The 22871-nt window shown below is 72.0% G+C and carries 25 protein-coding genes; 20 read left to right on the top strand and 5 right to left on the bottom strand.

What is annotated here, in order from left to right; all coding sequences use genetic code 11:
• Positions 1-92 precede the first annotated feature (92 nt).
• Together H4696_RS31290 and H4696_RS31285 are read right to left on the bottom strand one after the other, a co-directional pair.
• The gene (locus tag H4696_RS31290; protein ID WP_086858981.1) at positions 93-893 is read right to left on the bottom strand and encodes an SAM-dependent methyltransferase; all 801 of its coding nucleotides are present in this window, start codon (positions 891-893) and stop codon (positions 93-95) included.
• Positions 872-1378 (bottom strand): DUF2505 domain-containing protein, encoded by a 507-nt coding sequence (locus H4696_RS31285; protein WP_086858980.1) that lies wholly within the window; start codon positions 1376-1378, stop codon positions 872-874. The genes H4696_RS31290 and H4696_RS31285 overlap by 22 nt, the downstream gene beginning before the upstream one ends.
• 24 nt (positions 1379-1402) lie before the next feature.
• Between H4696_RS31285 and H4696_RS31280 the strand changes: the two genes are divergently transcribed.
• From H4696_RS31280 to H4696_RS31250, 7 genes are all read left to right on the top strand, one after another.
• A complete protein-coding gene (locus tag H4696_RS31280; RefSeq protein ID WP_086858979.1) occupies positions 1403-2458 on the top strand; it encodes a UDP-N-acetylmuramate dehydrogenase in 1056 nt (351 codons plus the stop codon).
• Between the two features lie 158 nt (positions 2459-2616).
• Positions 2617-3792, top strand: a complete 1176-nt coding sequence (locus tag H4696_RS31275) for a L,D-transpeptidase (RefSeq protein ID WP_086858978.1) — start codon at positions 2617-2619, stop codon at positions 3790-3792.
• Positions 3793-3795: 3 nt separating this feature from the next.
• On the top strand, positions 3796-4611 hold the full coding sequence (locus H4696_RS31270) for an alpha/beta fold hydrolase (protein ID WP_086858977.1): 816 nt from the start codon (positions 3796-3798) through the stop codon (positions 4609-4611).
• A gap of 79 nt (positions 4612-4690) precedes the next feature.
• The gene (gene mshA / locus H4696_RS31265; RefSeq protein WP_420831519.1) at positions 4691-5938 is read left to right on the top strand and encodes a D-inositol-3-phosphate glycosyltransferase; all 1248 of its coding nucleotides are present in this window, start codon (positions 4691-4693) and stop codon (positions 5936-5938) included.
• A complete protein-coding gene (locus H4696_RS31260) occupies positions 5935-6447 on the top strand; it encodes a type III secretion system chaperone family protein (RefSeq protein WP_086858975.1) in 513 nt (170 codons plus the stop codon). The genes mshA and H4696_RS31260 overlap by 4 nt, the downstream gene beginning before the upstream one ends.
• Positions 6448-6517: 70 nt before the next feature.
• The gene (locus tag H4696_RS31255) at positions 6518-7375 is read left to right on the top strand and encodes a DUF4349 domain-containing protein (RefSeq protein ID WP_086858974.1); all 858 of its coding nucleotides are present in this window, start codon (positions 6518-6520) and stop codon (positions 7373-7375) included.
• 503 nt (positions 7376-7878) lie between these two features.
• Positions 7879-8628 carry a phosphoglyceromutase gene (locus H4696_RS31250; protein ID WP_086861935.1) on the top strand — a complete coding sequence of 250 codons (750 nt, stop codon included), beginning with the start codon at positions 7879-7881 and terminating at the stop codon, positions 8626-8628.
• A gap of 61 nt (positions 8629-8689) precedes the next feature.
• On the opposite strand, the gene H4696_RS31245 is transcribed toward H4696_RS31250, so the two are convergent.
• Entirely contained in the window at positions 8690-9565 is an 876-nt protein-coding gene (locus H4696_RS31245; protein WP_086861934.1) for a hypothetical protein, read from the bottom strand.
• Positions 9562-10200 carry a helix-turn-helix domain-containing protein gene (locus tag H4696_RS31240; RefSeq protein WP_086861933.1) on the bottom strand — a complete coding sequence of 213 codons (639 nt, stop codon included), beginning with the start codon at positions 10198-10200 and terminating at the stop codon, positions 9562-9564. The genes H4696_RS31245 and H4696_RS31240 overlap by 4 nt, the downstream gene beginning before the upstream one ends.
• A gap of 67 nt (positions 10201-10267) precedes the next feature.
• Here H4696_RS31240 and H4696_RS31235 point away from each other — a divergent pair, with 67 nt between their 5' ends.
• From H4696_RS31235 to proC, 8 genes are all read left to right on the top strand, one after another.
• Complete coding sequence (locus tag H4696_RS31235; protein WP_086865343.1) at positions 10268-11140, top strand: oxidoreductase; 873 nt, start codon at positions 10268-10270, stop codon at positions 11138-11140.
• Between the two features lie 146 nt (positions 11141-11286).
• Positions 11287-12528, top strand: coding sequence for a sensor histidine kinase (locus H4696_RS31230; RefSeq protein ID WP_169735230.1), 1242 nt, complete (start codon positions 11287-11289; stop codon positions 12526-12528).
• The gene (locus H4696_RS31225) at positions 12525-13214 is read left to right on the top strand and encodes a response regulator transcription factor (RefSeq protein WP_003062718.1); all 690 of its coding nucleotides are present in this window, start codon (positions 12525-12527) and stop codon (positions 13212-13214) included. Before H4696_RS31230 ends, H4696_RS31225 begins: the two co-directional genes overlap by 4 nt.
• A 114-nt stretch (positions 13215-13328) precedes the next feature.
• Positions 13329-14312 carry a Ppx/GppA phosphatase family protein gene (locus H4696_RS31220; RefSeq protein WP_086865342.1) on the top strand — a complete coding sequence of 328 codons (984 nt, stop codon included), beginning with the start codon at positions 13329-13331 and terminating at the stop codon, positions 14310-14312.
• 157 nt (positions 14313-14469) lie between these two features.
• Positions 14470-16122, top strand: coding sequence for a hypothetical protein (locus tag H4696_RS31215; protein ID WP_192782637.1), 1653 nt, complete (start codon positions 14470-14472; stop codon positions 16120-16122).
• A gap of 76 nt (positions 16123-16198) precedes the next feature.
• Positions 16199-17011 (top strand): sugar phosphate isomerase/epimerase family protein, encoded by an 813-nt coding sequence (locus H4696_RS31210; RefSeq protein WP_192782636.1) that lies wholly within the window; start codon positions 16199-16201, stop codon positions 17009-17011.
• Between the two features lie 134 nt (positions 17012-17145).
• Positions 17146-17973: a thioesterase family protein gene (locus H4696_RS31205; protein ID WP_086863650.1), complete on the top strand. Its 828-nt coding sequence runs from the start codon at positions 17146-17148 to the stop codon at positions 17971-17973.
• Positions 17974-18151: 178 nt separating this feature from the next.
• On the top strand, positions 18152-18961 hold the full coding sequence (gene proC, locus H4696_RS31200; RefSeq protein ID WP_086863651.1) for a pyrroline-5-carboxylate reductase: 810 nt from the start codon (positions 18152-18154) through the stop codon (positions 18959-18961).
• On the opposite strand, the gene H4696_RS31195 is transcribed toward proC, so the two are convergent.
• The gene (locus tag H4696_RS31195; protein WP_225955850.1) at positions 18949-19278 is read right to left on the bottom strand and encodes a winged helix-turn-helix transcriptional regulator; all 330 of its coding nucleotides are present in this window, start codon (positions 19276-19278) and stop codon (positions 18949-18951) included. The two genes, proC and H4696_RS31195, sit on opposite strands and share 13 nt — an antisense overlap.
• 41 nt (positions 19279-19319) lie before the next feature.
• Here H4696_RS31195 and H4696_RS31190 point away from each other — a divergent pair, with 41 nt between their 5' ends.
• From H4696_RS31190 to H4696_RS31170, 5 genes are all read left to right on the top strand, one after another.
• The gene (locus H4696_RS31190; protein ID WP_086863652.1) at positions 19320-19880 is read left to right on the top strand and encodes a carboxymuconolactone decarboxylase family protein; all 561 of its coding nucleotides are present in this window, start codon (positions 19320-19322) and stop codon (positions 19878-19880) included.
• 182 nt (positions 19881-20062) lie between these two features.
• A complete protein-coding gene (locus tag H4696_RS31185; RefSeq protein ID WP_013222402.1) occupies positions 20063-20278 on the top strand; it encodes a helix-turn-helix domain-containing protein in 216 nt (71 codons plus the stop codon).
• A gap of 155 nt (positions 20279-20433) precedes the next feature.
• Positions 20434-20535: a 30S ribosomal protein bS22 gene (locus H4696_RS31180; protein ID WP_007030867.1), complete on the top strand. Its 102-nt coding sequence runs from the start codon at positions 20434-20436 to the stop codon at positions 20533-20535.
• A gap of 256 nt (positions 20536-20791) precedes the next feature.
• Positions 20792-21835: an NAD-dependent epimerase/dehydratase family protein gene (locus H4696_RS31175; protein WP_192782635.1), complete on the top strand. Its 1044-nt coding sequence runs from the start codon at positions 20792-20794 to the stop codon at positions 21833-21835.
• Complete coding sequence (locus H4696_RS31170; RefSeq protein ID WP_086859403.1) at positions 21832-22857, top strand: lysophospholipid acyltransferase family protein; 1026 nt, start codon at positions 21832-21834, stop codon at positions 22855-22857. Before H4696_RS31175 ends, H4696_RS31170 begins: the two co-directional genes overlap by 4 nt.
• The last annotated feature ends 14 nt before the right edge of the window (positions 22858-22871 follow it).

The raw sequence follows: 22871 nt of genomic DNA, 5'->3' as shown, positions 1-22871 counted from the left end.
GGTGCATCCAGCGCACCGAACGCCACATTGGGTGCGTCTGACGCAACCAACGCCACATTGGGGCGCTTCAGGTGGGGTGCCCCGGTGAACGTTCAGGCGGGCGCGACTGAGGACCAGGGGACGGTCAGCTCACCGAGGCGGACGCGGGACGGCGGGCCGAGCACCGGCCAGCCGCGCGCGATCAGCAGCCGGACCGTTTCCAGCCAGCGCGAGCGGACGCCGAACGCCTGGTGCGGCGCCGCCGTGGCCCAGCAGGTGTCCAGCGCCGAGAGCAGCGCGTGGACCCGCTCGCCCGGCACGTTCCGGTGGATCAGCGCCTTCGGCAGCCGCTCGGCGATCGTCGACGGCCGGTCCAGCCCGGCCAGCCGCATCGACAGCGTCAGGGAAACCGGCCCGGCCGCCGACACCAGCACCCACGTCGACAGCCGCCCGATCTCGTCGCAGGTGCCTTCGACCAGCAGGCCGCCCGGCGCCATCGAGTCCAGCACCAGGCCCCACGCGCCCGCGACCTCGTCCTCCGCGTACTGCCGCAGCACGTTGAACGCGCGCACCAGCACCGGCCGCGTCCCGGCCAGCTCGAACCCGCCGCGGCGGAAGTCCAGCGACGGCGGCGACGCGGCGGGCAACGCGGCGGCGACCCGCTCGGGATCCAGCTCCAGGCCCAGCACACGGACGTCCGGCCGGACCCGCCGCAGCCACCGGGCCAGCTCGACCGTCGTCACCGGGGAAGCGCCGTAGCCGAGGTCGACGACCAGCGGGGAGCCGGCCGCGCGCAGCAGCCGGGTCGTCGGCGGGGAAGCCGCGATCCACCGGTCGACCCGGCGCAGGCGGTTCGGGTTGGTCGTGCCGCGGGTCGGCGCGCCGACCGGGCTCAGGCGGCCCCGGCCAGCCACTTCGCGGTGAATTCGGCTTCGCGCTCCAGCAGTTTGGTGACCTGCTCGGCGATCACGCTCTCCAGCTTCCCGCCGAACAGCGGGATCCGGACCGTCACCTCGCCGCTCGTCCGCAGGACCGTCTTCGCGCCGTTGGCCAGCACCGCCGTCCGCGCGGTGATCTCGCCCGGGACGCCGCCGACCTCGACCGCGGCCTGGCCCTGGTGCCCGGTGCCGTCGTTGCTGACGCGCCAGGTCTGCGTGCGGGTCACCAGCAGGTCGCCCTTGTGCAGCGTCCGGACCGCCTGCGGGAGCCGGTCCGCGCTGATCCCCTGCCGCAGCTGGTACCGCAGGTCCGTGCCCGAGACCTCGTACGCCAGCAGCGCCGCGTCGTGCCCGCCGAGCTCCGCCAGCCGCGCCCGCAACGCGTCCTCGCCGGACACCGCGGCGTACACGGCGGCGACGTCGGCGGCGAACTCAGCGCGGTGCTCGATCCGGGATCCCATGAGCCGGACAGTACCGTCAGACGGGTGAACACCGCCCCGACTCCCGCGCTCCCGCAGCTCTCGGCGTACACCACGTTGCGCCTCGGCGGCCCCGCCCGCCGGTTCGTGAGCGCCGTGACCAGCGAAGAACTCGTCGAGGCCGTCCGCGACGCCGACGCGGCGGGCGAGCCGGTGCTGCTGCTCGGCGGCGGCTCCAACCTGGTGGTCGCCGACGCGGGGTTCGACGGCACCCTCGTCGAGGTGGCGAACACCGGCTGGCGCCGCGACGGCGACGTCGTCGAGGTGCAGGCCGGCCAGAACTGGGACGCCTTCGTCGCCGCGCTGGTCGAGGCCGGGCTGGGCGGGCTCGAGTGTCTCTCGGGCATCCCGGGCAGCGTCGGCGCGACGCCGATCCAGAACGTCGGCGCGTACGGCTGCGAGGTCGCGGAGTCCCTGGTCAGCGTCGACGTCTACGACCGCGTGACGCGCGAGGTGCGCACGCTCAAGGCCGACGAGCTCGGCTTCGCCTACCGCACCAGCGTCCTCAAGGGCACCGACACCGGCGTCGTCCTCTCGGTCCGCTTCGAGGTCCGCGAAGACGGCCTTTCCGCGCCCATCCGCTACGCCGAACTGGCGCGCACGCTCGGCGTCGAGATCGGCGCCCGTGTCCCGGCGGCCGAAGCGCGCGAAGCCGTGCTGAAGCTGCGTCGCGGCAAGGGCATGGTGCTGGACCCGGCCGACCACGACACGTGGAGCGCGGGCTCGTTCTTCACCAACCCGATCATCCCGGCCGCCGAGGCGGCGGCCGTCCTCGAGCGGATCACGGCGGCCGTCGGCTCGGAGGCCCCGCAGTACCCGGCCGACGGCGGCATCAAGCTCTCGGCCGCCTGGCTGATCGAGCGCGCCGGCTTCGCCAAGGGGTACCCCGGACCGGGGAACCGCGTCTCGCTGTCGACGAAGCACACGCTCGCGCTGACCAACCGCGGCGGCGCGACGACCGAAGACCTGCTGGCGCTGGCCAGGGAGGTCCGCGACGGGGTGCGGGAGCGCTTCGGCGTCTCCCTGCACCCGGAACCGCTCTTGATCAACTGCGTCATTTGAGCCGAACCGGGCAACCTGGACGTGTATGAGACGTCTTTGTCGACAAAGGCGTAGCCACCTGATCGGATGGTCTTTACCTTTCGACAGGTAACGTCGGGCGGGCGACCAGCGCTAAGGGCGTGGGCCCGCTGGTCGGCGGGGGAACTCGGGAGGTTTCGGTGATCGAACGGCGTACGGTCTTCAAGGCCGCTCTGGCGGCGGGGGCCGCCCTGGTCGCCGCGGCGTGTTCGAGCACGAACGACGGCACCGCGCTGCCCACCGGGGCGGCGGGCGCCGACGGGGAGAGCGCCCAGCCCGTGGCGAAGATCACGGCGGAGCCGGCGGTCAACGCGAAGGACGTCCCGGTCCTCAAGCCCGTCGTGATCAAGGTCGCCGACGGCAAGCTCACCGAGTGCAAGGTGACCGCGGACGGCGGCAAGGCCGTCAAGGGCGACACCGCCCCCGACGGGCTCACCTGGACCAGCTCCGAGCCGCTCGGCTACGGCAAGACCTACACCTACGCGGCCAAAGCCACCGGCTCCGACGGCAAGCCGGCCGAGCTCACCGGCACGTTCACCACGATCAGCCCGGCCAAGCAGATCCGCGCCACGCTCAACCCCGCCGACAACCAGCAGGTCGGCGTGGCCATGCCGATCAGCGTCAAGTTCGCGTCGCCGGTCAAGGACCGCAAGGCCGTCGAGAAGGCGCTGTCCGTGAAGACGGACCAGGACGTCGAAGGCGCCTGGGGCTGGCTGTCCGACAGCCAGGTCGACTACCGGCCGAAGGAGTACTGGCCGCAGAACATCACGGTGAGCGTCGAGGCGAAGCTCTACGGCGTCGAGCTGGGCGGCGGCGCGTACGGCAAGGCCGACGTCACCACGAAGTTCAAGATCGGCCGCAACCAGGTGGTCAAGGTCAACACCCCGGACCACCAGATGCGCGTCTACCGGGGCGGGTCGCAGGTCAAGAGCTACCCGTGCGCGAACGGCCTGGACGCCGAGGTCGACCGCAACACCCCCAACGGCACCTACATCATCATGAGCAAGGAGCCGACGGCCGTCTTCGACAACGCCCGCTACGGCTACACGAACGTCAACAAGAAGTGGGCCTGCCGGTTCTCCAACCACGGCGAGTACATCCACGAGAACCAGGACAACGCGGCCAACATCGGGAAGAACAACAACTCCCACGGCTGCGTCAACCTCCTCGAGGCCGACGCCAAGGACTTCTTCGACTCCGCGCTGGTCGGCGACCCGGTCGAGATCACCGGCTCCCAGCTGGGCGCGCCGATGGCCTCGGACGTCAAGGACTGGAACTACAGCTGGTCGGCCTGGAAGTCGCTGGGAGCGAAGTAGAGCGTGCGCACCGAAGTCGCCGGGCACGGCGGGGTCCGGCTCGGCCTGCGGGTCGGGGGAGCCGAGCACGGCAGGCCGATCGTGTTCGTGCACGGCTGGGCGCAGTCAGCAGGCTGCTGGGCGGCGCAGTTCGCCGACCCCGCCCTGACCGAACGGTTCCGCCTGGTCGCCATGGATCTTCGGGGGCACGGCGCCTCCGACGTCCCGGCCGCGGGCTACGACGACCCACGTGTCTGGGCCGACGACCTCGCCGCGGTTCTCGACTTCGCCGGGCCGGGCGCGATCGTCGTCGCCTGGTCGTACGGCGGCCTGGTGCTGATGGACCACATCCGGGTGCACGGCACCGCACGGCTGGGCGGCATCGTGCTGGTCGGGGCCATCACCGAGATCGGCCGCGACCGGGCGGGCGGGCGCGTCGGGCCGCTGATGCGCGAGCACATGCGGGCGATGCTTTCGGACAATTGGGATGAAGCGGTTCCCGCGCTCACGGAATTCAGCCGGGGAATGGCCGCCGGGCCGGTGCCCGGCGCGCAGGCCCAGGCCATGCTCGGTGCGTCTCTCAGCGTGCCTCCCGCAATTCGTTCGGCGCTCTTCCGCCGGGACATCGGCAGCGAAGAAGTGCTGGTCACGGTGGACAAACCGGCTCTGATCGCGCACGGAACGGCCGACCGTGTGATCGAACCGTCCGTAGCCGAGCACGCCCTCGGGAAGATTCCGGGTGCCGTTGGGCGTTGGTTCGCTGACGGGGGGCATGCGCCCTTCGCCGAGTCCGCGGCCGAGTTCGACGCGGTACTGCGGCAATTCGCCGAGGAATGCTGAAGTACGCAGGAGACGTGACCAGGTGACCAGCTCCAACCGGGGGTTCCGGGCTGCGCCGCGCCGGATAGCGGTGCTGTCCGTGCACACTTCCCCGCTCGAACAGCCGGGTACCGGCGACGCGGGCGGGCTGAACGTCTACGTCAGCCAGACCGCGACCGAGATGGCCCGCCGCGGCGTCGAGGTCGAGGTCTTCACCCGCGCGACCGCGTCCGACCAGCCGCCGGTGGCCGAGCTGGCGCCCGGGGTGACCGTGCGGCACGTGCAGGCCGGGCCGTTCGAGCCGCTGGGCCGCGACGAGCTGCCGGCGCAGCTGTGCGCGTTCACCTCCGGCGTGCTGCGGACCGAGGCCTTCCACGAGCCAGGGCACTACGACCTCATCCACTCCCACTACTGGCTCTCGGGGCAGGTCGGCTGGCTCGCCCGCGACCGCTGGTCCGTCCCGCTGGTGCACACCGCGCACACGCTGGCGAAGGTGAAGAACGCCGCGCTCGCCGAGGGCGACAAGCCCGAACCGCGCACCCGCGTGATCGGCGAGGAACAGGTGGTCGCCGAGGCCGACCGGCTGGTGGCCAACACCGCCGTCGAGGCGCGCCAGCTCATCGACCTCTACGACGCCGAGCCGCACGCGGTGCACGCCGTGCCGCCGGGCGTCGACCTCGAACGCTTCACACCGGGGTCGCAGCACGCCGCGCGCGAAGCCCTCGGCCTGGCCGACGACGACGTCGTGCTCGCCTTCGCCGGCCGCATCCAGCCGCTGAAGGCGCCGGACGTGCTGCTGCACGCCGCGGCCGCGATGCTGCGCCGCCGACCCGAGCTGGCTTCGCGCCTGGTCGTGCTGGTCGTCGGCGGCCCGTCCGGCTCCGGGCTGGAGCAGCCGCAGGCGCTGCGGGAGCTGGCGGTTTCGCTGGGCATCGAGGCGCAGGTGCGGTTCCTGCCGCCGCAGCCGGGCGAGCGCCTGGCCCGGGTCTTCCGCGCCGCCGACGTCGTCGCGGTGCCCAGCTACAACGAGTCGTTCGGCCTGGTCGCACTGGAGGCGCAGGCCTGCGGGACGCCGGTGGTCGCGGCCGAGGTCGGCGGGCTGCCGGTGGCGGTGCCGCACGGCGTGTCCGGCCTGCTGGTGCCGGGGCACGGCGCCGAAGAGTGGGCGGACGCGCTGGCCGCGGTCGCGCTGCGCCCGGACCGGCGCGCCGAACTCGGTGCCAACGCCGTCGTGCACGCGCGGCGGTTCTCCTGGCGCCGCACCACGGACGCGCTGCTCGACATCTATGCTCAGGCCACCAGCGCGTTCCGGCAGGCGCTGGAACTGCGCGCGGAGGTGGCGGTGTGAGCCTGGACCAGCTGATCCAGTCTACTTTGGACTCGGCCGAGCTGAAGTACGACAAACGCGGTCCCGGCAAGTACTTCGTCACCCTGCCGGGGACGAAGAAGCTGCAGACGAACGCGTGGCTGGTCGACGGCGACCACGCGTTTTCGGTCGAGGCCTTCGTCTGCCGCCGTCCCGACGAGTCCCATGAGGACGTTTACCGGTTCCTGTTGCAGCGCAACGCGAAGCTGTACGGCGTGCACTACACAGTGGACAGTCTCGGGGACATCTACCTGGTCGGCCGGTTCGGCAAGGAGACGATGTCCGCCGACGAGCTCGACAAGGTGCTCGGCCAGGTCCTCGAAGCCGCCGACGGCGACTTCAACACGCTGCTGGAGATCGGCTTCGCGACGTCGATCAAGCGCGAGTGGGACTGGCGCGTCTCCCGCGGCGAGTCGCTGGCCAACCTCCAGGCGTTCAAGCACCTCGTCGCCCCCGAGCGGCCGCACGAACCGGGCTTGACCGAGTCGTGACCCAAGCCGTGCAACGGCCCTGATCCGGACATCCGTCTCACCGCCAGTCGAAACTGGAGGGAGAAGCAGGATGCGGACTCGATGGAGAGCGGCGCTCGCGATCACCGCGGCGGCGCTGGCGCTGGCCGGCTGCTCGGCGGGGGAGAACGGGGCATCGTCCACGGCGGACAGTGCCGGGGTCGCGCCCGCCGTGCCGAATCAGGGGACGGCGGGCAAGCCGGAGTCGAAGGTGACCCCGCCGCAGGCGGGCGCCACCGACCGGAAGCTGTCCCGCAGCGCGCGGCTGGAGCTGACCGCGACCAAGGTCGTCGACGTCGTCGCGCAGGCCCGCGGGATCGCGCAGGGCGCGGGCGGCTACACCGGGCAGGAGAGCACGGGCGAGGAGTACGCGACGCTCAGCCTCGCGGTGCCGGCGGACAAGCTCGACGGCGCGCTCGACCAGCTCTCGCACCTGGGCACGAGCCTGGTGAAGCGGGAGCTGAACACCCAGGACGTGACCGAGCAGGTCGTCGACGTCGAGGCGCGGCTGCAGACGCAGCGGGCGTCGGTGGAGCGGATCCGCGCGCTGCTCGCGAAGGCGACTTCGGTGTCGGAGATCGCCTCGGTCGAGAGCGAGCTGACCAGCCGTGAGTCGGCGCTGGAATCGCTGGAGCAGCAGCGGAATTCGCTGGCGGGCAGCGTCGCGATGGCAACGGTGGCGATGAGCATCCGCAGCGTGGCGGCGCCCCCGCCGGCGGAAGAGGACCACAGCGGGTTCCTGGGCGGGCTGGCCGGCGGCTGGGACGCGTTCCTGACCTTCGGCGGGGGGCTGCTGACCGTGCTGGGCGCGATCGCGCCGTTCTTGCTGATCGTGGGCCCGCTGGCCTGGGGTGGCTGGTGGCTGAACCGGCGCCGCCGCGCGGCCCGGCCGGAGCCGACCGAGGTGTGAAGCCCGCCGCTGCGCTGTCTTGAATGAGTCATTCAGGTCTTCGGAGGTCCTGAATGACTCATTCAAGACCTTTGCCGAGGTGAACGGGACAGGCGGGACGGCTCGAGGGAGGGGGGAGTCGCGATCTCGAGCCGCCCCGCTGAAGTTCCCGCCGATCAGGACCCGGTGACGAGGGGGGTGCCAACGGGGCCGGGCGGGCCGCGGCTCGGCAGGGGGGAGACGAGCCGCGGTCAAAGCCCGAATCCGGCCGGGGAGTGCGTGGAATCCGGCCGCTCGGGACGTAGTCAACCTGTCAGATCTCGACGTGTAATCACAAGACTACTCACTAGTCCGTTCGAGTGAATTTACCGGCGAGCGATAACGGTGTGCAGTTTGTTGCCCGGAATTTGCGCGTTGTTGACGCTCGGACTTGTCGAAGGGTGAGGTGTTACTCGGGGGTAACACACTCTCGGTAGGCCGAGGTCACTGGTGGAATCACGGACCGGTTCTGGCAGGCTGACGGTATGGCTGAACTCGGGACGTTGGTGCTGCTCCGCCACGGGCAGAGCACGTGGAACGCGGAAAACCTGTTCACCGGCTGGGTGGACGTGCCGCTCTCGGAACAGGGTGAAGGCGAAGCCCGCCAGGGCGGGCAGTTGCTGGCCGACGCCGGCCTGCTGCCGGACGTGGTGCACACCTCGCTGCTGCGCCGCGCGATCTCCACCGCGAACATCGCGCTGGACGCCGCCGACCGGCACTGGATCCCCGTGAAGCGCGACTGGCGGCTCAACGAGCGCCACTACGGCGCCCTGCAGGGCAAGGACAAGAAGCAGACCCTCGCGGAGTTCGGCGAGGAGCAGTTCATGCTCTGGCGCCGCTCCTACGACACCCCGCCGCCCGCGATCGACCCGAAGGACGAGTGGAGCCAGGCCGGCGACGCCCGGTACGCGGACCTCGGCGACGACGCGCCGCTGACCGAGTGCCTCAAGGACGTCGTCGAGCGGCTGCTGCCGTACTGGGAGTCCGCGATCGTGCCGGACCTGCGCGCGGGCAAGACCGTGCTGGTCGCCGCGCACGGCAACTCGCTGCGCGCGCTCGTCAAGCACCTCGACGGGATCTCCGACGCCGACATCGCCGGCCTGAACATCCCGACCGGCATCCCGCTGCGCTACGACCTGGGCGACGACCTCAAGCCGCTGAAGCCGGGCGGTGAGTACCTCGACCCCGAGGCCGCCAAGGAAGCCGCCGCCGCGGTCGCCAACCAGGGCCGCTGACCCAACTCCGTGAATGCCACATTCACGTCCTTAAAGGTCGTGAATGTGGCATTCACGACCTTTAAGCCGCGGTGAACGGGCGGACGGCGGTCGCCTTCCAGGTGGTGCCTTCGCGGGTGAGGTCGAGTTCCGTGGTGAACGGGCGGTCGGTGGTGCCGGTGGGACCGGTCACCTGCAGCGTGGTGAAGAACAGCACCGTCGCGCGGCCGCCGGTCAGCGTCGTGACGCCGCTCAGGGGGTCCGGGCCGAGCGCCACCTTCGTGCCGCTTCGCCGGATCGCGTCGACGTAGGTCGCCTTCTTCGCGCGGTAGTCGCTCAGCAACGGCTCGGCCGCGACCGCCTCGGCCCGCGCGTAGCTGCCTTCCGGGTCGCCGCTGTCGGTCGTGAACAGCGCGCCCGCGGCCGTGCGCGCTCCGGCCAGTGCCGAGTCGCGCAGGCCCGCCAGGCTCCCGTCGTCCGGGTGCGCGGCCGGGGACGGCTGCGCCGGGTTGACGGCGATGTCCGAGAGCCGCCAGCGCCCGCCGTCCTCGAGCGCGGTGAACGCCACCGTCGCGAGGCCCTTCGTGGTGCCGCTGACCTGCTCCAGCACCGCCAGCTCGCGGACCTTCCCGCCGGACAGCTCCAGCGCCGCGGCCCGCGCCACGGTCGTGGTCAGGCGCACCGGCTGCGGGCTCTTCCTGACCTGCTCGAACAACGCCGTGAGCTGGCCCTTCGCCGCCCCGGTCACGTTCGCGGCGACGGCCTGGTCGAACGCCGCCGGGTTCGCCGAGTCGTAGCTGAACACCGCTTCGGCCGCGGTCTTCACGGCGGCGAGCGCGCCGGCCGTCCCGGGCGCGTTGACCACCGCGAGGTTGCCCGTCAGCGCCGTCGCCGTGCCGGAAACCGCCGAGGAGCACGCTGAAGCCGTCAGGACGAGCGCGAGGAGCAACCGCTTCACAGGAGCCCGGCTTCGCGAGCCCGCGCCCCGGCCTGGAACCGCGAAGACGCGCCGAGGACCTCCATCAGCTCCGCCACCCGGCGCCGGTAGGTCCGCAGGCCGACGCCCAGCGCGCGGGCCGCCGTCTCGTCCTTGCAGCCGGACGCGAGCTGCTCCAGGATTTCGCGCGCGCCCAGCTCGCTGAACCGGGCCTGGTAGGACTCGAGGTCGGTGCCGCCGGCCCAGGCCGCTTCGAACAGCGACTGGATGCCCTGGACCAGTTCCGGGCTGCTGACCACGGTGTAGCTGCGAACGCCGCCGACCTGGTCGCCCGCGACGATGGCGATCCGGCGGTCCAGCAGGATCGTCTCGTTGACCTCGCGCTCGGTGATCCGGATGCGCGCGCCGTGCGTGGCCATGAACCGCAGGTGCTCCGCCAGCGCCGGGTCGAACAGCACGCCGGGCAGGTACATCTTGCGCACGGACATCGAGCGCACGGCCTGTTCCCGTTCCGGCGCGCTCGGCTGTGCCACCGACCAGGTGTGCAGGTCGCGGGCCGCGCACGAGATCTCGGTCGCGGTCGCGAACAGGTGGGCCGTCCGCTCGAACAGCTCGGCCTCGCCCCGCACCACGACGACGTCCGTCACTTTCTCCACGCATTCCAGTGTGGCAGCAAACTGCCAAACCCGGTGGTCACGCGCACCGCGCCGGAAGGCTGGAGCCATGACCACGGACACCACCCTTCCCGCCGCCGCGGCGGGCACCTGGCAGCTCGGCTCCTTCGAAGTCAACCGGCTCGGCTTCGGCGCGATGCGCCTGATGTCCACTTCGGACGGCCGCATCCGCGACCGCGAGACGTCGATCGCCGTGCTGCGCCGCGCCGTCGAGCTCGGCGTGAACCACATCGACACCGCGGTGTTCTACTTCGCCGGCCCGCGCTCGGCGAACGAGCTGATCAACCGCGCCCTCGCGCCGTACGACGGCCTGACGATCACCACCAAGGTCGGCCCGGGCCGCGACTTCACCGGCGCGTTCTACACCGCCCGGCCGGACCAGCTGCGGGCCCAGGTCGAGGAGAACCTTCGTGAGCTGGGCCTGGACCACCTCGACGTCGCCAACTACCGGATCGGCGAAGGGCTCGACCGCGGCGAGGGCTCGCTCGCCGACGGGTTCGGCGCGCTCGCCGAACTGCGCGAGCAGGGCCTCATCCGCGAGCTGGGCATCTCCAACGTCGGCCCGGAACACCTCACCGAGGCCCTGGCGATCGCGCCGGTCGTCTGCGTCCAGAACCAGTACGGCCTCACCGCCCGCCGGGAGGACGACGAGATCGTCCGGATGTGCGCCGAGCGCGGGATCGCGTTCGTGCCGTTCTTCGCCGTCGCCAGCGGGCAGGGCGAGGACGAGCGCGTCGCCGAGGTCGCCCGCCGCCACGACGCCACCCCGGCGCAGGTGCGGCTCGCGTGGACCCTCCACCAGGGCCCGCACGTGCTCGCCATCCCCGGCACCGGCGACGTCGCGCACCTCGAACAGAACGTCGCGGCGGCGGCGCTGGAGCTCACCGAGGACGATTTGAAGCTGTTGGACGCGGAAGGGTGAATTCACCCGGTATGTCTCGCCGCGGAATCGATCGGGTGAACGCCGCCTGAAGCCCCGGCGAACATGTGCTCCGCAGGTGTCGCGGTGCTCACGACAAGGCGGACAACGCTAGGCCGAAGGGCCACTTCTCAGCTTACGATCGGCCCGTGACCACGCCTGTTTCACTCGCACTGGCCATCGGCGCACTGGTGGCCGGTGCGGTGGTCGGCTACTTCCTGGCGCGGGCACGCACCCGCCGCGAGGAAGCCCGCCCGCCGGGCCCGACCGTCGCGGAACTCCTCGAACGGCTGGTCCGCTCCTCGGCCAACGGCATCGTCGTGCTCAACCGGTTCGGCGACATGGTGCTGCACAACCCGCGCGCCTACGAGCTGGGCCTCGTCAAGGTCAACCAGGCCGACCCGCGGGCCCGCAAGGCCGCCGAGCAGGTCTCCGAGACCGACGAGCCGATCGAGATCGACCTTTCGCCGCTGGAGGCGCGCGGCCGCCAGCCGGAGGCGGTGCTCGGCCAGGTCCGGCCGCTCGGCGACGGCTTCACCGTCGTCGAGGCCGTCGACCACTCCGAGGCCATCCGCCTGGAGGCCGTGCGCCGCGACTTCGTCGCCAACGTCAGCCACGAGCTCAAGACCCCGGTCGGCGCGATCGCGCTGCTCACCGAGGCCGTGCTTGACGCCGCCGAAGACGTCGAAGAGGTCCGCCGGTTCGGCGGCAAGATCCTGCGCGAGTCCACGCGCCTGGGCCAGCTCGTCACCGAGCTGATCGCACTGTCGCGGCTGCAGGGCGCCGAACGGCTGCCCGACCTCAACGTCGTCGAGGTCGACGCGGTCGTCCGCGAGGCGCTCGGCCGCACCACGCTCTCGGCCGAGTCGGCCGACATCCGGATCACCACCGACAACCCCAGCTCCCTGCTCATCGAGGGCGACCGGACGCTGCTGGTCACCGCGCTGTCGAACCTGCTGGAGAACGCGGTCGCGTACTCGCCGGCCGGCAGCCCGGTGTCGATCAGCAGGCGGCTGGCCGACGGGATGGTCGAAATCGCCGTCACCGACCGCGGCATCGGCATCGCCGAAGAGGAGCAGCAGCGGGTCTTCGAGCGCTTTTACCGCGCCGACAAGGCCCGCTCGCGCGCCACCGGGGGCACCGGCCTGGGCCTGGCGATCGTCAAGCACGTCGCGGCCAACCACGGCGGCTCGGTCGGGCTGTGGAGCCGTCCCGGCACCGGGTCGACGTTCACCCTGCGCATCCCCGCGCACGTCCGCCCCGAGCCGGCCCCGGAGCCGGCCAAGGGCGCCAAGACCTCGCCGGCACCGCGGCAGGAGAAGACCCCCGAGCGCACCCCGAGGCTCGTGGTTACCGGGCAGGACAGCCCAGATCATGGAGGAAACCTGTGACCAGGGTTCTCATCGTCGAGGACGAGGAGTCGTTCGCCGACCCCCTCGCCTTCCTGCTGCGCAAGGAAGGGTTCACCGCGGCCGTCGCCGGCACCGGCCAGGCCGCGCTGGAGGAGTTCGACCGCAACGGCGCCGACATCGTGCTGCTCGACCTGATGCTGCCCGGGATGAGCGGCACCGACGTCTGCAAGCAGCTGCGCCAGCGCTCGGCCGTGCCGGTGATCATGGTGACCGCGCGCGACAGCGAGATCGACAAGGTCGTCGGCCTGGAACTGGGCGCGGACGACTACGTCACCAAGCCGTACTCGGCGCGTGAGCTGATCGCGCGGGTGCGGGCGGTGCTGCGCCGCGGCGGCGAGCCCGGCTCGGAGGGCGAGCTGGCCCCGCTGGTGCTCTCGGCCGGCCCGGTCCGGATGGACGTCGAGCGGCACGTCGTGACGGTGGACGGCGCCGAGGTTTCGCTCCCGCTCAAGGAGTTCGACCTGCTGGAGTACCTGCTCCGCAACGTCGGCCGGGTGCTGACGCGCGGGCAGCTGATCGACCGGGTGTGGGGCGCGGACTACGTCGGCGACACGAAGACGCTCGACGTCCACGTGAAGCGGCTGCGCTCGAAGATCGAACCGGACCCGGGCTCGCCGCGGCACCTGGTGACGGTCCGGGGCCTGGGCTACAAGTTCGAGACGTAAGCGGCATTCCGGGCGGTACCGCCGCGGCCGGGAGGCGCGCCGGGGCGGTACCGCACCGAGTGTTTTCGGTTACAAGTTCGAGACCTGGCGCCTGGGCCGGTACCCTGGACCCCCGTGCGCCTAGGGGTACTCGACGTCGGTTCCAACACCGTCCACCTGCTCGTGGTCGACGCCCACCGTGGCGCCCACCCGACGCCGATGCATTCCGAAAAGTCGGTGCTCCGGCTGGCCGAGCAGATCACCCCCGGCGGGGAGCTCGCCAGGGCCGGGGCCGACGAGCTGGTGACCGCCGTCGAATCCGCCAAGGACGCCGCCGCGCGGCTGGGCTGCGAAGAGCTGATGGCCTTCGCCACCTCCGCGGTCCGCGAAGCGAAGAACTCCGCCAAGGTGCTGGCCCGCGTGGCCGACAAGACCGGCGTCGAGCTGCAGGTCCTCTCCGGGGTCGACGAGGCCCGGCACACGTTCCTCGCCGTCCGCCGGTGGTACGGCTGGTCGGCCGGGCAGCTGCTCGTGCTCGACATCGGCGGCGGCTCGCTGGAAGTCGCGATGGGCCGCGACGAAGAACCCGTGCTGGCCGAATCGCTGCCGCTGGGGGCCGGGCGCACCACGCGCACCCGCTTCAAGCACGACCCGCCGACGCGCTCCGAACTCGTCGCGACATCGGCGTGGCTGGACGACCAGCTCACCGATCTCGCGCGCAAGGTCACCAAATGGGGTGAACCGGATCGCGTGGTGGCGACGTCGAAGACCTTCCGCTCGCTCGCGCGGCTGACCGGCGCCGCCCCCTCGGCGGCGGGCCCGCGCGTCCGACGTACGCTCACGGACACCGCGTTGCGCCAGCTCCTGGCCTTCATTTCGCGGATGCCCTCGGCCGATCTGGCCCAGCTCGAGGGGGTCAGTTCGAGCCGCTCGCACCAGCTGGTGGCGGGCGCGCTCGTCGCGCAGGCGACGATGCGGGCGCTCGGTGTGCCCGAACTCGAGATTTGCCCGTGGGCTCTGCGAGAGGGTGTGATCCTGCGGCGGCTGGACCATTCCAACGGCGCGGATGAGACTGGAGCCGCCCTCGCGGGGCGCTTGACCGCACAGGAGGACCGGTGAAAGCACCCGGCTGGACTTCCCGGACGGAGAACGGGCACGGTGGAGAGGTGACGGACATGCAGAGGTCGGCGTACAGCGCGCGCTGCGCCGCCGGGATGCCGTCGGGTACCTCCCCGCGAGGTGCCGAGGACCCGGAGCGCGCAGGGGAATACCAGGTATGACGGACCAGACCGGAGGCGACCAGCCGCAGAAGACGGTGGCTGAGCTGCTCGCCCAGCACGGCGCCCAGGTCGACGGCGGACGCCGCCGACGGCGGCGCGCGGCCGATGACGACGACGAACCCGGCACCCCCGAAGCCGCGCCGGGCGCGACCGGCTCGCACCGGCGCCCGGGCGTGAGCGACACCGGCCCGCAGGCGATCATCGACCGGGTCGCCTCGGAGGGCACCCCGCCCCCACCGCCGCCGCCCGGCCGCCCCGGTGGCCGGCGTCGCGCCGAACCGCCGCCCCCGCCGCCGCCCGCGCCCCGCGCGGTCCCGCAGGACTCCCAGCCGCTGCCCCGGCCCGTCCAGCCGCCGCAGCCGCCGCCGGCGCGCCCCGCGCCCGGTGGCGCCGAGTCCGGCCAGTACCAGCGCCCGGCACCGCCGGAGCCGGGCCAGTTCGCCCGGCCGCCGCAGGAGTCCGGGCAGTTCACGCGGCCGGCTCCGCAAGAGCCGCCCGCGCCGCCGCGGCCGCAGGAGTCCGCGCAGCTGCCCGTGCCGCCGCGCGCGCCCCGGCGCCAGCCGCCTCCCCCGCCGCCGCAGCCGTCGCAGCAGCTGCCGGTCCCGCCGCCCGCCGCCGAGGAGACCCGCGGGGCCGTCCCGCCGGTGCGGCGCCGCCCCGGGCCGCCGCAGCCGTCGCAGCAGCTGCCGACCCCGCCCCAGCCCTCGCAGCAGCTCCCGACGCCCCCGCCGCCCAGCGGCCCGCTGTCGGCGCGGCTGGACGGGCTCAACGGCACCCCGGACGCCGACGTCGACGTCCCGCCCGGCCCGATGGCCAGCGGCACGTTCAGCACGCCCCCCGCCGCGCCGGGCCGGCCGCGCCGGGCTCCCAGCCGCCGTCCGCAGCCCCCGCCGGAGGCCTACACCGAGCAGTTCTCGGCGGTGCCCGACGACGAGCCGCCCGCGCCGTCGAAGAAGGGTGACGAGCCCTCCTCGCCGGCCGGCCTCGCGAACTGGCGCAAGCGCCGGCAGAAGGAGCAGCTGGAGGACACCGAGATCGGCGTGATGCCGGCGGTGCCCACCGACCTGCCCGGCGACGGCTACCCCGAGGACGACTTCGAGCCCGAAGGGTTCGCCCCGGAAGGCAGCGGCTACCAGGCCGCCTACGACGCGGGGCCGCCGACCGGCGCGTACCCGCCGCCGATGCCGTTCGCACCCGGCGACCGCGCGTCGCGCGCGCCGATCCCGGACGACCTCGAACCGTACGAGCGCGAGTTCGCCGACGGCTACCCGGCCGACGGCCCGGACTTCGAGCAGGACGACTACGGCTACGAGCAGGGCGAAGGCTACGAAGACGACGAGTACGACGACGTGCCCGAGCCGGCCGCGGAACCCGCGGCCGCGGCGTCGCCCGGGAAGGCGTGGCTCGCGCTCGCCGGCCAGCTGGCGATGGGCGTGGTCGGCGGGGCCGCCGTCTGGCTCGGCTTCAACTGGCTGTGGGTGAACATCCCGGCCGCCGCGCTGGTCGCGGCGCTGCTGGTGGTCGTCGCGCTGGTCTGGATCGTGCGGAAGATCCGCCGAGCCGAAGACCTGCAGACCACCGTGCTGGCCGTGCTGGTCGGCCTGGTGGTGACGGTGTCGCCCGCCGCGCTGCTCCTCGTCGGCCGCTGACGTCCGCGGGGGACGCGGTGATCCGCGTCCCCCTACCGGCCCGGCGGCTCCGCGCACCCTCGCCTCACGAGGCAGGATGGCGCGCGTGACAGACGAGAAGCCGGTGCCGGTCGGCCTGAGCACGGCGTCGGTGTGGCCCCTCAAAGCCGGCGCGGCCTTCGAGCTCGCCGCCGAGCTCGGCTACGACGGCGTCGAAGTGATGGTCTGGGCCGACGCGGTCAGCCAGGACGTCTCGGCGCTGCGGCGCTGGTCCCGCCGCACCGGGGTGCCCGTGCTGTCGATCCATTCGCCGTCGCTGCTGATCACGCAGCGGATCTGGTCGCCGGACCCGGTCGTCCGGCTGCGGATGTCGGTCGAGGCCGCGCTCGAACTCGGAGCCCGCACGGTCGTCGTGCACCCGCCGTTCCGCTGGCAACGCCGCTACGGCGACGCGTTCGGTGATCTCGTCGACGAGCTGGAAGAGTCGAGCGGCGTCGAAATCGCCGTGGAAAACATGTTCAAGGTGCGCCCGCCCGGCGGTTCGCGCACTTCCCGGGTGTCGGCATTCCGGCCGTCGATCGACCCCACGGACGTCGGGTTCCGGCACTACACGCTCGACCTGTCCCACACAGCGGCAGCCGGAATGGACGCGCTGGCGCTCGCGCAGCGGATGGGTGAAGGCCTCACGCACGTCCACTTGGCGGACGGCACCGGCGTCCCGAAGGACGAACACCTGGTACCCGGACGGGGTGGCCAGCCGTGCACCGAACTCCTGGAGAAGCTGGTCAGCAGCGGTTTCGCCGGTCAGATCGTGCTGGAGATCAACACCCGGCACGCCGTCACCGCGGCCCAGCGGGTGCGCGATCTCGCGGAGGCGCTTTTGTTCGCGCGTTTCCACCTCGGCCAATGAACGAGCACTTTCCGACAGGACACGACTACGCCCGTCTCCATTTCCACCGGTGCAACCCGTAAAGTTCGGACCGTGAACCCGTCGCCCGCGTTGATCGTCCCCTTCCCGGATTCCCCGATCGGCGCGGAGCGTTCGTGAGCGGAACGGACGGCACCGCCGCGTCCTTCGACACGGCGAGTGCGGCGCGGTCGCTGGGGGACGGCACCTTCACCGCGGTGCTGCGTGCGGAATGGGCCATCGGCTCCCACCCGCACGGGGGTTTCCTGCTGGCCCTGCTGGCCAAGGCGGCGATCGCCGCGTTGCACGAACGCGGGGAGCCGCACGCGGAGCCCCTCGTCGTCAGCGCGGAGTTCCTGCACGCGCCGGCGCTGGGCCCGGTGCTGCTGCGCACGGACGTCCGCAAGGTCGGCCGCCGCGCGACGGTCGTCGAGGTCCGGCTGGAGCAGCGTGGCCGCAGCTGCGTCGAGGCGCGCGTGACGACCGGCCGGCTCCCGATGCGCCGCCCGGAGTGGACCGACGTCCCGGCGATGCCCGCCGAGCCCCCACCCGGCGCGCTCGCGATGGCGGAGAGCACGGAGGGCCCGTTCAACCTGGCCAAGGGCTGCGAGGTCCGCCTGGACCCGGCGACGGCGGGCTACCTGGCCGGCCGCACGGGCGAGCCGCCCCGGATGCGGCTGTGGGTCCGGCCGCGGCACAGCCTGGTCGACCCGTACTTCACGCTGCTGGCGTCCGACGTGAACCCGCCGGTGGTGATGAACCTGGGCCGCATCGGCTGGGCCCCGACGGTCCAGCTGACGGCGTTGCTGCGCACGCGGCCGGCGCCGGGGTGGTTGCGGGTGGTGGTGGAGTCGCGGTCGGTGCACGAGTCGTGGTTCGACTCGGACGCGACGGTGGTGGACTCCCAGGGCCGCCTGGTGTGCCAGGCCCGCCAGCTCGGCTTGGCTCCGGCCCCGGGCGGCTGACCGCGGTTCGATGCGGCCGGCTCGGCCGCGGCCGGTGTCTTGAATGAGTCATTCAGGACCTCCGGAGACCTGAATGAGTCATTCAAGACGTTCGGAACCGCGCGGCGCGGACGGAGGCGGGCGGCCGAGGGCGAGCCCGGCACCGGATGCCTGAGCCGCGTTTGGCACGCTTGAGCGCATGACGGTCATCGCGGTGCTGGGTGCGGGAAAGATCGGCGAGGCGTTGCTCTCGGGGCTGCTGCACGGCGGCCACGAGCCGGGCGACCTGCTCTTCACCGAGCGGTACCCGGCGCGGGTCGAAGAGCTCACCGCCCGCTACGGCGTTCGCGGCGTCGAGGTCGAGGATGCCGCGAAGCAGGCCGACGTGCTCGTCGTCGCCGTGAAGCCGCAGGACATCGATCCCGTGCTCGACGAGCTCGCGCCGCTGCTCGGGCCGTCCTCGCTCGTCGTCTCGCTGTGCGCCGGGCTGCCGACCTCGCTCTACGAGCGGCGGCTGGCCGAGGGCGTGCCGGTCGTGCGGGTCATGCCCAACACGCCGATGCTGGTCAACGAGGCCATGAGCGCCATCTCCGCCGGCCGGCACGCCACCGCCGAGCACCTCGCCGTGGTGCGGGACCTGCTGTCCCACGTCGGGCAGGTCGTCGAGGTGCCGGAGGCGCAGCAGGACGCCGTCACGGCGTTGTCGGGGTCCGGGCCGGCGTACTTCTTCTACCTGGTCGAGGCCATGATCGACGCCGGGATTCTGCTCGGCCTGCCGCGGGCGCTCGCCGGGCAGCTGATCATCCAGTCGGCCGTCGGGGCGGCGAAGATGCTCGCCGAGTCCGAGGAGCACCCGGTGCTGCTGCGCGAGGCCGTGACGTCGCCCGCGGGCACGACCATCAACGCCATCCGCGAGCTGGAGAAGCACGGCGTGCGCGCCGCCATGCTGGCGGCGATCGAAGCCGCGAAGGACCGCTCGGTCGAGCTGGGCAAGGCTCACGAAGGCTGACGGGGCCGCCAGCCGGTGGCCCAGGCGTCCAGCTGGACGAGCGTGCCGAACAGGGAACGGCCCTGGTCGGTGAGGGTGTAGCCGTCGCCGGCGTGGTCGGCCAGGTCCGCTTCGCCCAGTTCGCGCAGCCGCGTGGCCAGCACGCTCGACGACACCCCGTCGCAGCGCTGCTGGAGCGCGCGGAACGTGAGGGGCGAGTCGCCGCGCAGCTCCCAGAGGATCCGCAGCGTCCACCGCCTGCCGAGCAGGTCGAGCAGCGCCATGATCGGGCGGCCGGTCGTCGAGCCGCGGACGGGGCGGCCCGGGAGTGGGGTCATCGTGCTTTCCTTTCCGAAGCACCGATGTTAGCGTGCCGGGCATGCCTCTGAAATCGAAGCAGCCGCGGATCGCGCCGCTCGAGCCGCCGTTCGACGCCGAGACGGCCGAAGCGCTCGACCGGCTCGGGCCGCCGATCGGGCTCTTCCGCGTGTGGGCCCGCCGTCCGGCGCTGGCCAAGGGTGTCGCGGGCTGGGGGCGCTACTACTTCTCCCGGGACTCGGCGCTGACCGTCCGGCAGCGCGAGCTGGTTATCGACCGCACGACGGCGTTGTGCGGCGCCGGCTACGAGTGGGGCGTCCACATCGACGTCTACGCGGCCAAGGCAGGGCTCGACGACACGCAGGTCCGCTCGCTCGCCACCGGTGGCCCGGCCGACGCGTGCTGGGACGCGGGCGACCGCGCGGTGCTGAAAGCCGTCGACGAACTGCACGCGACCGCCGACCTGGCCGACGGGACCTGGGCGGACCTCGTCGGGGCGATCGGCGACGAGGGTGCGCTCGACCTGCTGCTCGTCTGCGGCTGGTACCACGCGATTTCGTTCACCGTCCGGGCGCTCCGGCTGCCCCTGGAACCGGGTACGACGGGTCCGAATTCGCCTTAATGGGCGATTCCCCGGGTATTGCACGCGTGGGTGCCTGTGCGTTAGCGCTGGTAGGGGCCCATCTCGGTGACAGGCGTCGCATTAGTCCCACCAGTCCCGCTACTCTCGATAGAGCACGTGCGTGTCGATACCACAGGTGGGGAAGCCTCGTGGCGCGACACGTGTCGAAGGACGCGGTAAACATGTCGCCGAACAAGAAGGAGGATCTGCCGGCAGTCGGGCAGGTCCAGTTCCTGACGGTCGCCGAAGTGGCCACGCTGATGCGGGTCTCCAAGATGACCGTCTACCGTCTCGTGCACTCGGGTGAGCTGCCCGCCGTCAGGGTCGGGAAGTCCTTCCGGGTGCCGGAAAAAGCAGTGCACGAGTACCTCCAGGGCGCTTACTACGACGTGGGCTGATCCACGCCGCGGCCGGCGGCACGTCGCCTTACGACGTGCCCGCCGACCGGCCCGCACCGGGTGCCGGGTAACCTGGAAAACCGCTCGTGCCTGTGCGCTCCACCCGTTGGACGCTGCGCCGGGCAGCGTGACCGACGACGACCTAAGGAGCGCCCATGGGCTCTGTGATCAAGAAGCGCCGCAAGCGCATGTCGAAGAAGAAGCACCGCAAGCTGCTTCGCCGTACGCGCGTCCAGCGTCGTAAGGCCGGCAAGTAAATCCTGCTGTGCGTGACCGTGGCCCGTCCAGTCTCTGGACGGGCCACGTCCATGTGGTGGGCCGGTTCCCCCCGTTCGAGTGAGGCCTTCGTCGCTTTCCGGGGAACTGCGGTTAATAGCACGTAAGACACCCCGGAGCTACCACTGAAGAGCGGTAACATCTCAAGGGTGTCCGCGCGATGCTTCCAGTGAGTGCAGGCCCGCGCACTTCGGGTGATCGTCCACCCCCACCACGCCCTACGCCGCAGGGAGTCGCATGCCGTCGAACATCGTGCTCGTCACCGGGGTCGCCGGCGAACTGGGCGGGAAACTGCTCGCCCGGCTGGGCAACAACCCCGATTTCGAACGGGTCATCGGTGTCGACACGGTTCCCCCGGACAAGACGGTCCTGCAGCGCATGGGCCACGCGGAGTTCGTCCGCGCGGACATCCGGAACCCGCTGATCGCCAAGGTGATCAGCACCGCCAAGGTCGACACGGTGGTGCACGCCTCCTGCACCGCGCACCCGGCCGGGCCGGGCCGCCGCACGGCGATCAAGGAAGTCAACGTCATCGGCACGATGCGGCTGCTCGCCGCGTGCCAGCGCTCGCCCCTGGTCCGCAAGCTGGTGGTGAAGTCGACGGCGGCGGTCTACGGCGCCGGCGCCCGCTCGCAGGCGGTGTTCACCGAGGACTCCGAGCTCATCCCGACCTCGACCAGCGGGTACGCGAAGGACGCGGTCGAGATGGAGGGCTACGTGCGCGGCCTCGTGCGCCGCCGCCCCGACATCACCACGACGCTGTTCCGCTTCGCGAACATCATCGGGCCGTCGACCGACACCGTACTTTCGCGCTACTTCGCGCTGCCGGTGGTACCGACGGTCTTCGGGTACGACGCCCGGATCCAGCTGCTGCACTCTTCGGACGCGCTCGCCGTGCTCGAACGCGCGAGCCTCACCGACAAACCCGGCGTCTTTAACGTCGGCTCGGAGGGGGTACTCACGTTGTCGCAGGCGATCCGGCGAGCGGGCCGGGTCGAGCTGCCGATGCCGCGGAGCGTGGTGCCGTCGGTCGGCAAGGTCCTGCGCGGCGCCCGCGTCGTGGACTTTTCCGCCGACCAGGTCCGGCTGCTGAACTTCGGCCGGGTCGTCGACATCACCAAGCTGAAGAACGAGTTCGGGTACACCCCGCGGTGGACCACGCGAGAGGCGTTCGACGACTACATCGTCGGACGCGGGCTCCGGCCGGTGCTCGACGGCGGCAAGCTGGCGGGCCTGGCCGGCAAGGTGCTCGTCGCCGCGGCGACAGGGCAGAGCCGGTGAGCAGGCCGCACGACTGGGACGAGCTGGGAAGCGAGGCGGAGACGGTGGGCGGTGCCGAAGCGCAGGTCATCCCCCTGCACGGACCGGGCCGGGAAAAGCCGGGAGCGCCGGAGGCCGAACGCGACCACCGTGAAGAGGCACCGGTCGTCGCCTTCCCGCGCGCGGACCAGCCGTCCCCCGAGGAGCCCCTTTCGGCCGCCGCGCGCTCGGCGCTCGGCTTCATCCGCGACCGCCTGACCGGCGACTACACCGTCGACGAGTTCGGCTTCGACGCCGAGCTGACCGACGCGGTGTTCCTGCCGCCGCTGCGCGCGCTGTACAAGAACTGGTTCCGCGTCGAGACCCACGGCGTCGAGCACCTCCCGGCTTCGGGCGGCGCGCTGCTGGTGTCGAACCACTCGGGCACGATCCCGCTCGACTCGCTGATGACGGCGGTCGCGGTGCACGACGAGACCGGCGGCCGCCACCTGCGCGGCCTCGGCGCCGACCTGGTGTTCCAGGTCCCGCTGGTGGGGTCGTTCGCGCGCAAGTCCGGCCAGACGCTGGCGTGCCACGCGGACGCGGAACGCCTGCTGCGCAAGGGCGAGCTGGTCGGCGTGTGGCCGGAGGGTTTCAAGGGCGTCGGCAAGCCGTTCTCGTCCCGCTACAAGCTCCAGCGCTTCGGCCGCGGCGGCTTCGTGTCGGCCGCGCTGAAGGCCGGCGTGCCGATCATCCCGGTATCGGTGATCGGCGCCGAGGAGATCTACCCGAAGCTCGGCGACATCAAGGTGCTGGCCCGGATGCTGGGCCTGCCGTACTTCCCGGTGACGCCGTTCTTCCCGCACTTCGGCCTGCTGGGCGCGCTCCCGCTGCCGACGAAGTGGAGCATCGAGTTCGGCGAGCCGATCCGCACGGACGAGTTCGAGCCGGAGGCCGTGGACGACCCGATGCTGGTGTTCCAGCTGACCGACCAGGTCCGCGAGTCGATCCAGCAGGCCCTGTACCAGCGGCTTTCCCAGCGGAAGTCGGTTTTCCGCGGCTGACCAAGCGCCCCAAG

The sequence above is a fragment of the Amycolatopsis lexingtonensis genome (genome assembly GCF_014873755.1).
Taxonomy (GTDB): Bacteria; Actinomycetota; Actinomycetes; order Mycobacteriales; family Pseudonocardiaceae; genus Amycolatopsis; species Amycolatopsis lexingtonensis.
Note: the sequence above shows the minus strand (reverse complement) of the source record. Positions and strands in the feature narration are given on the sequence as shown.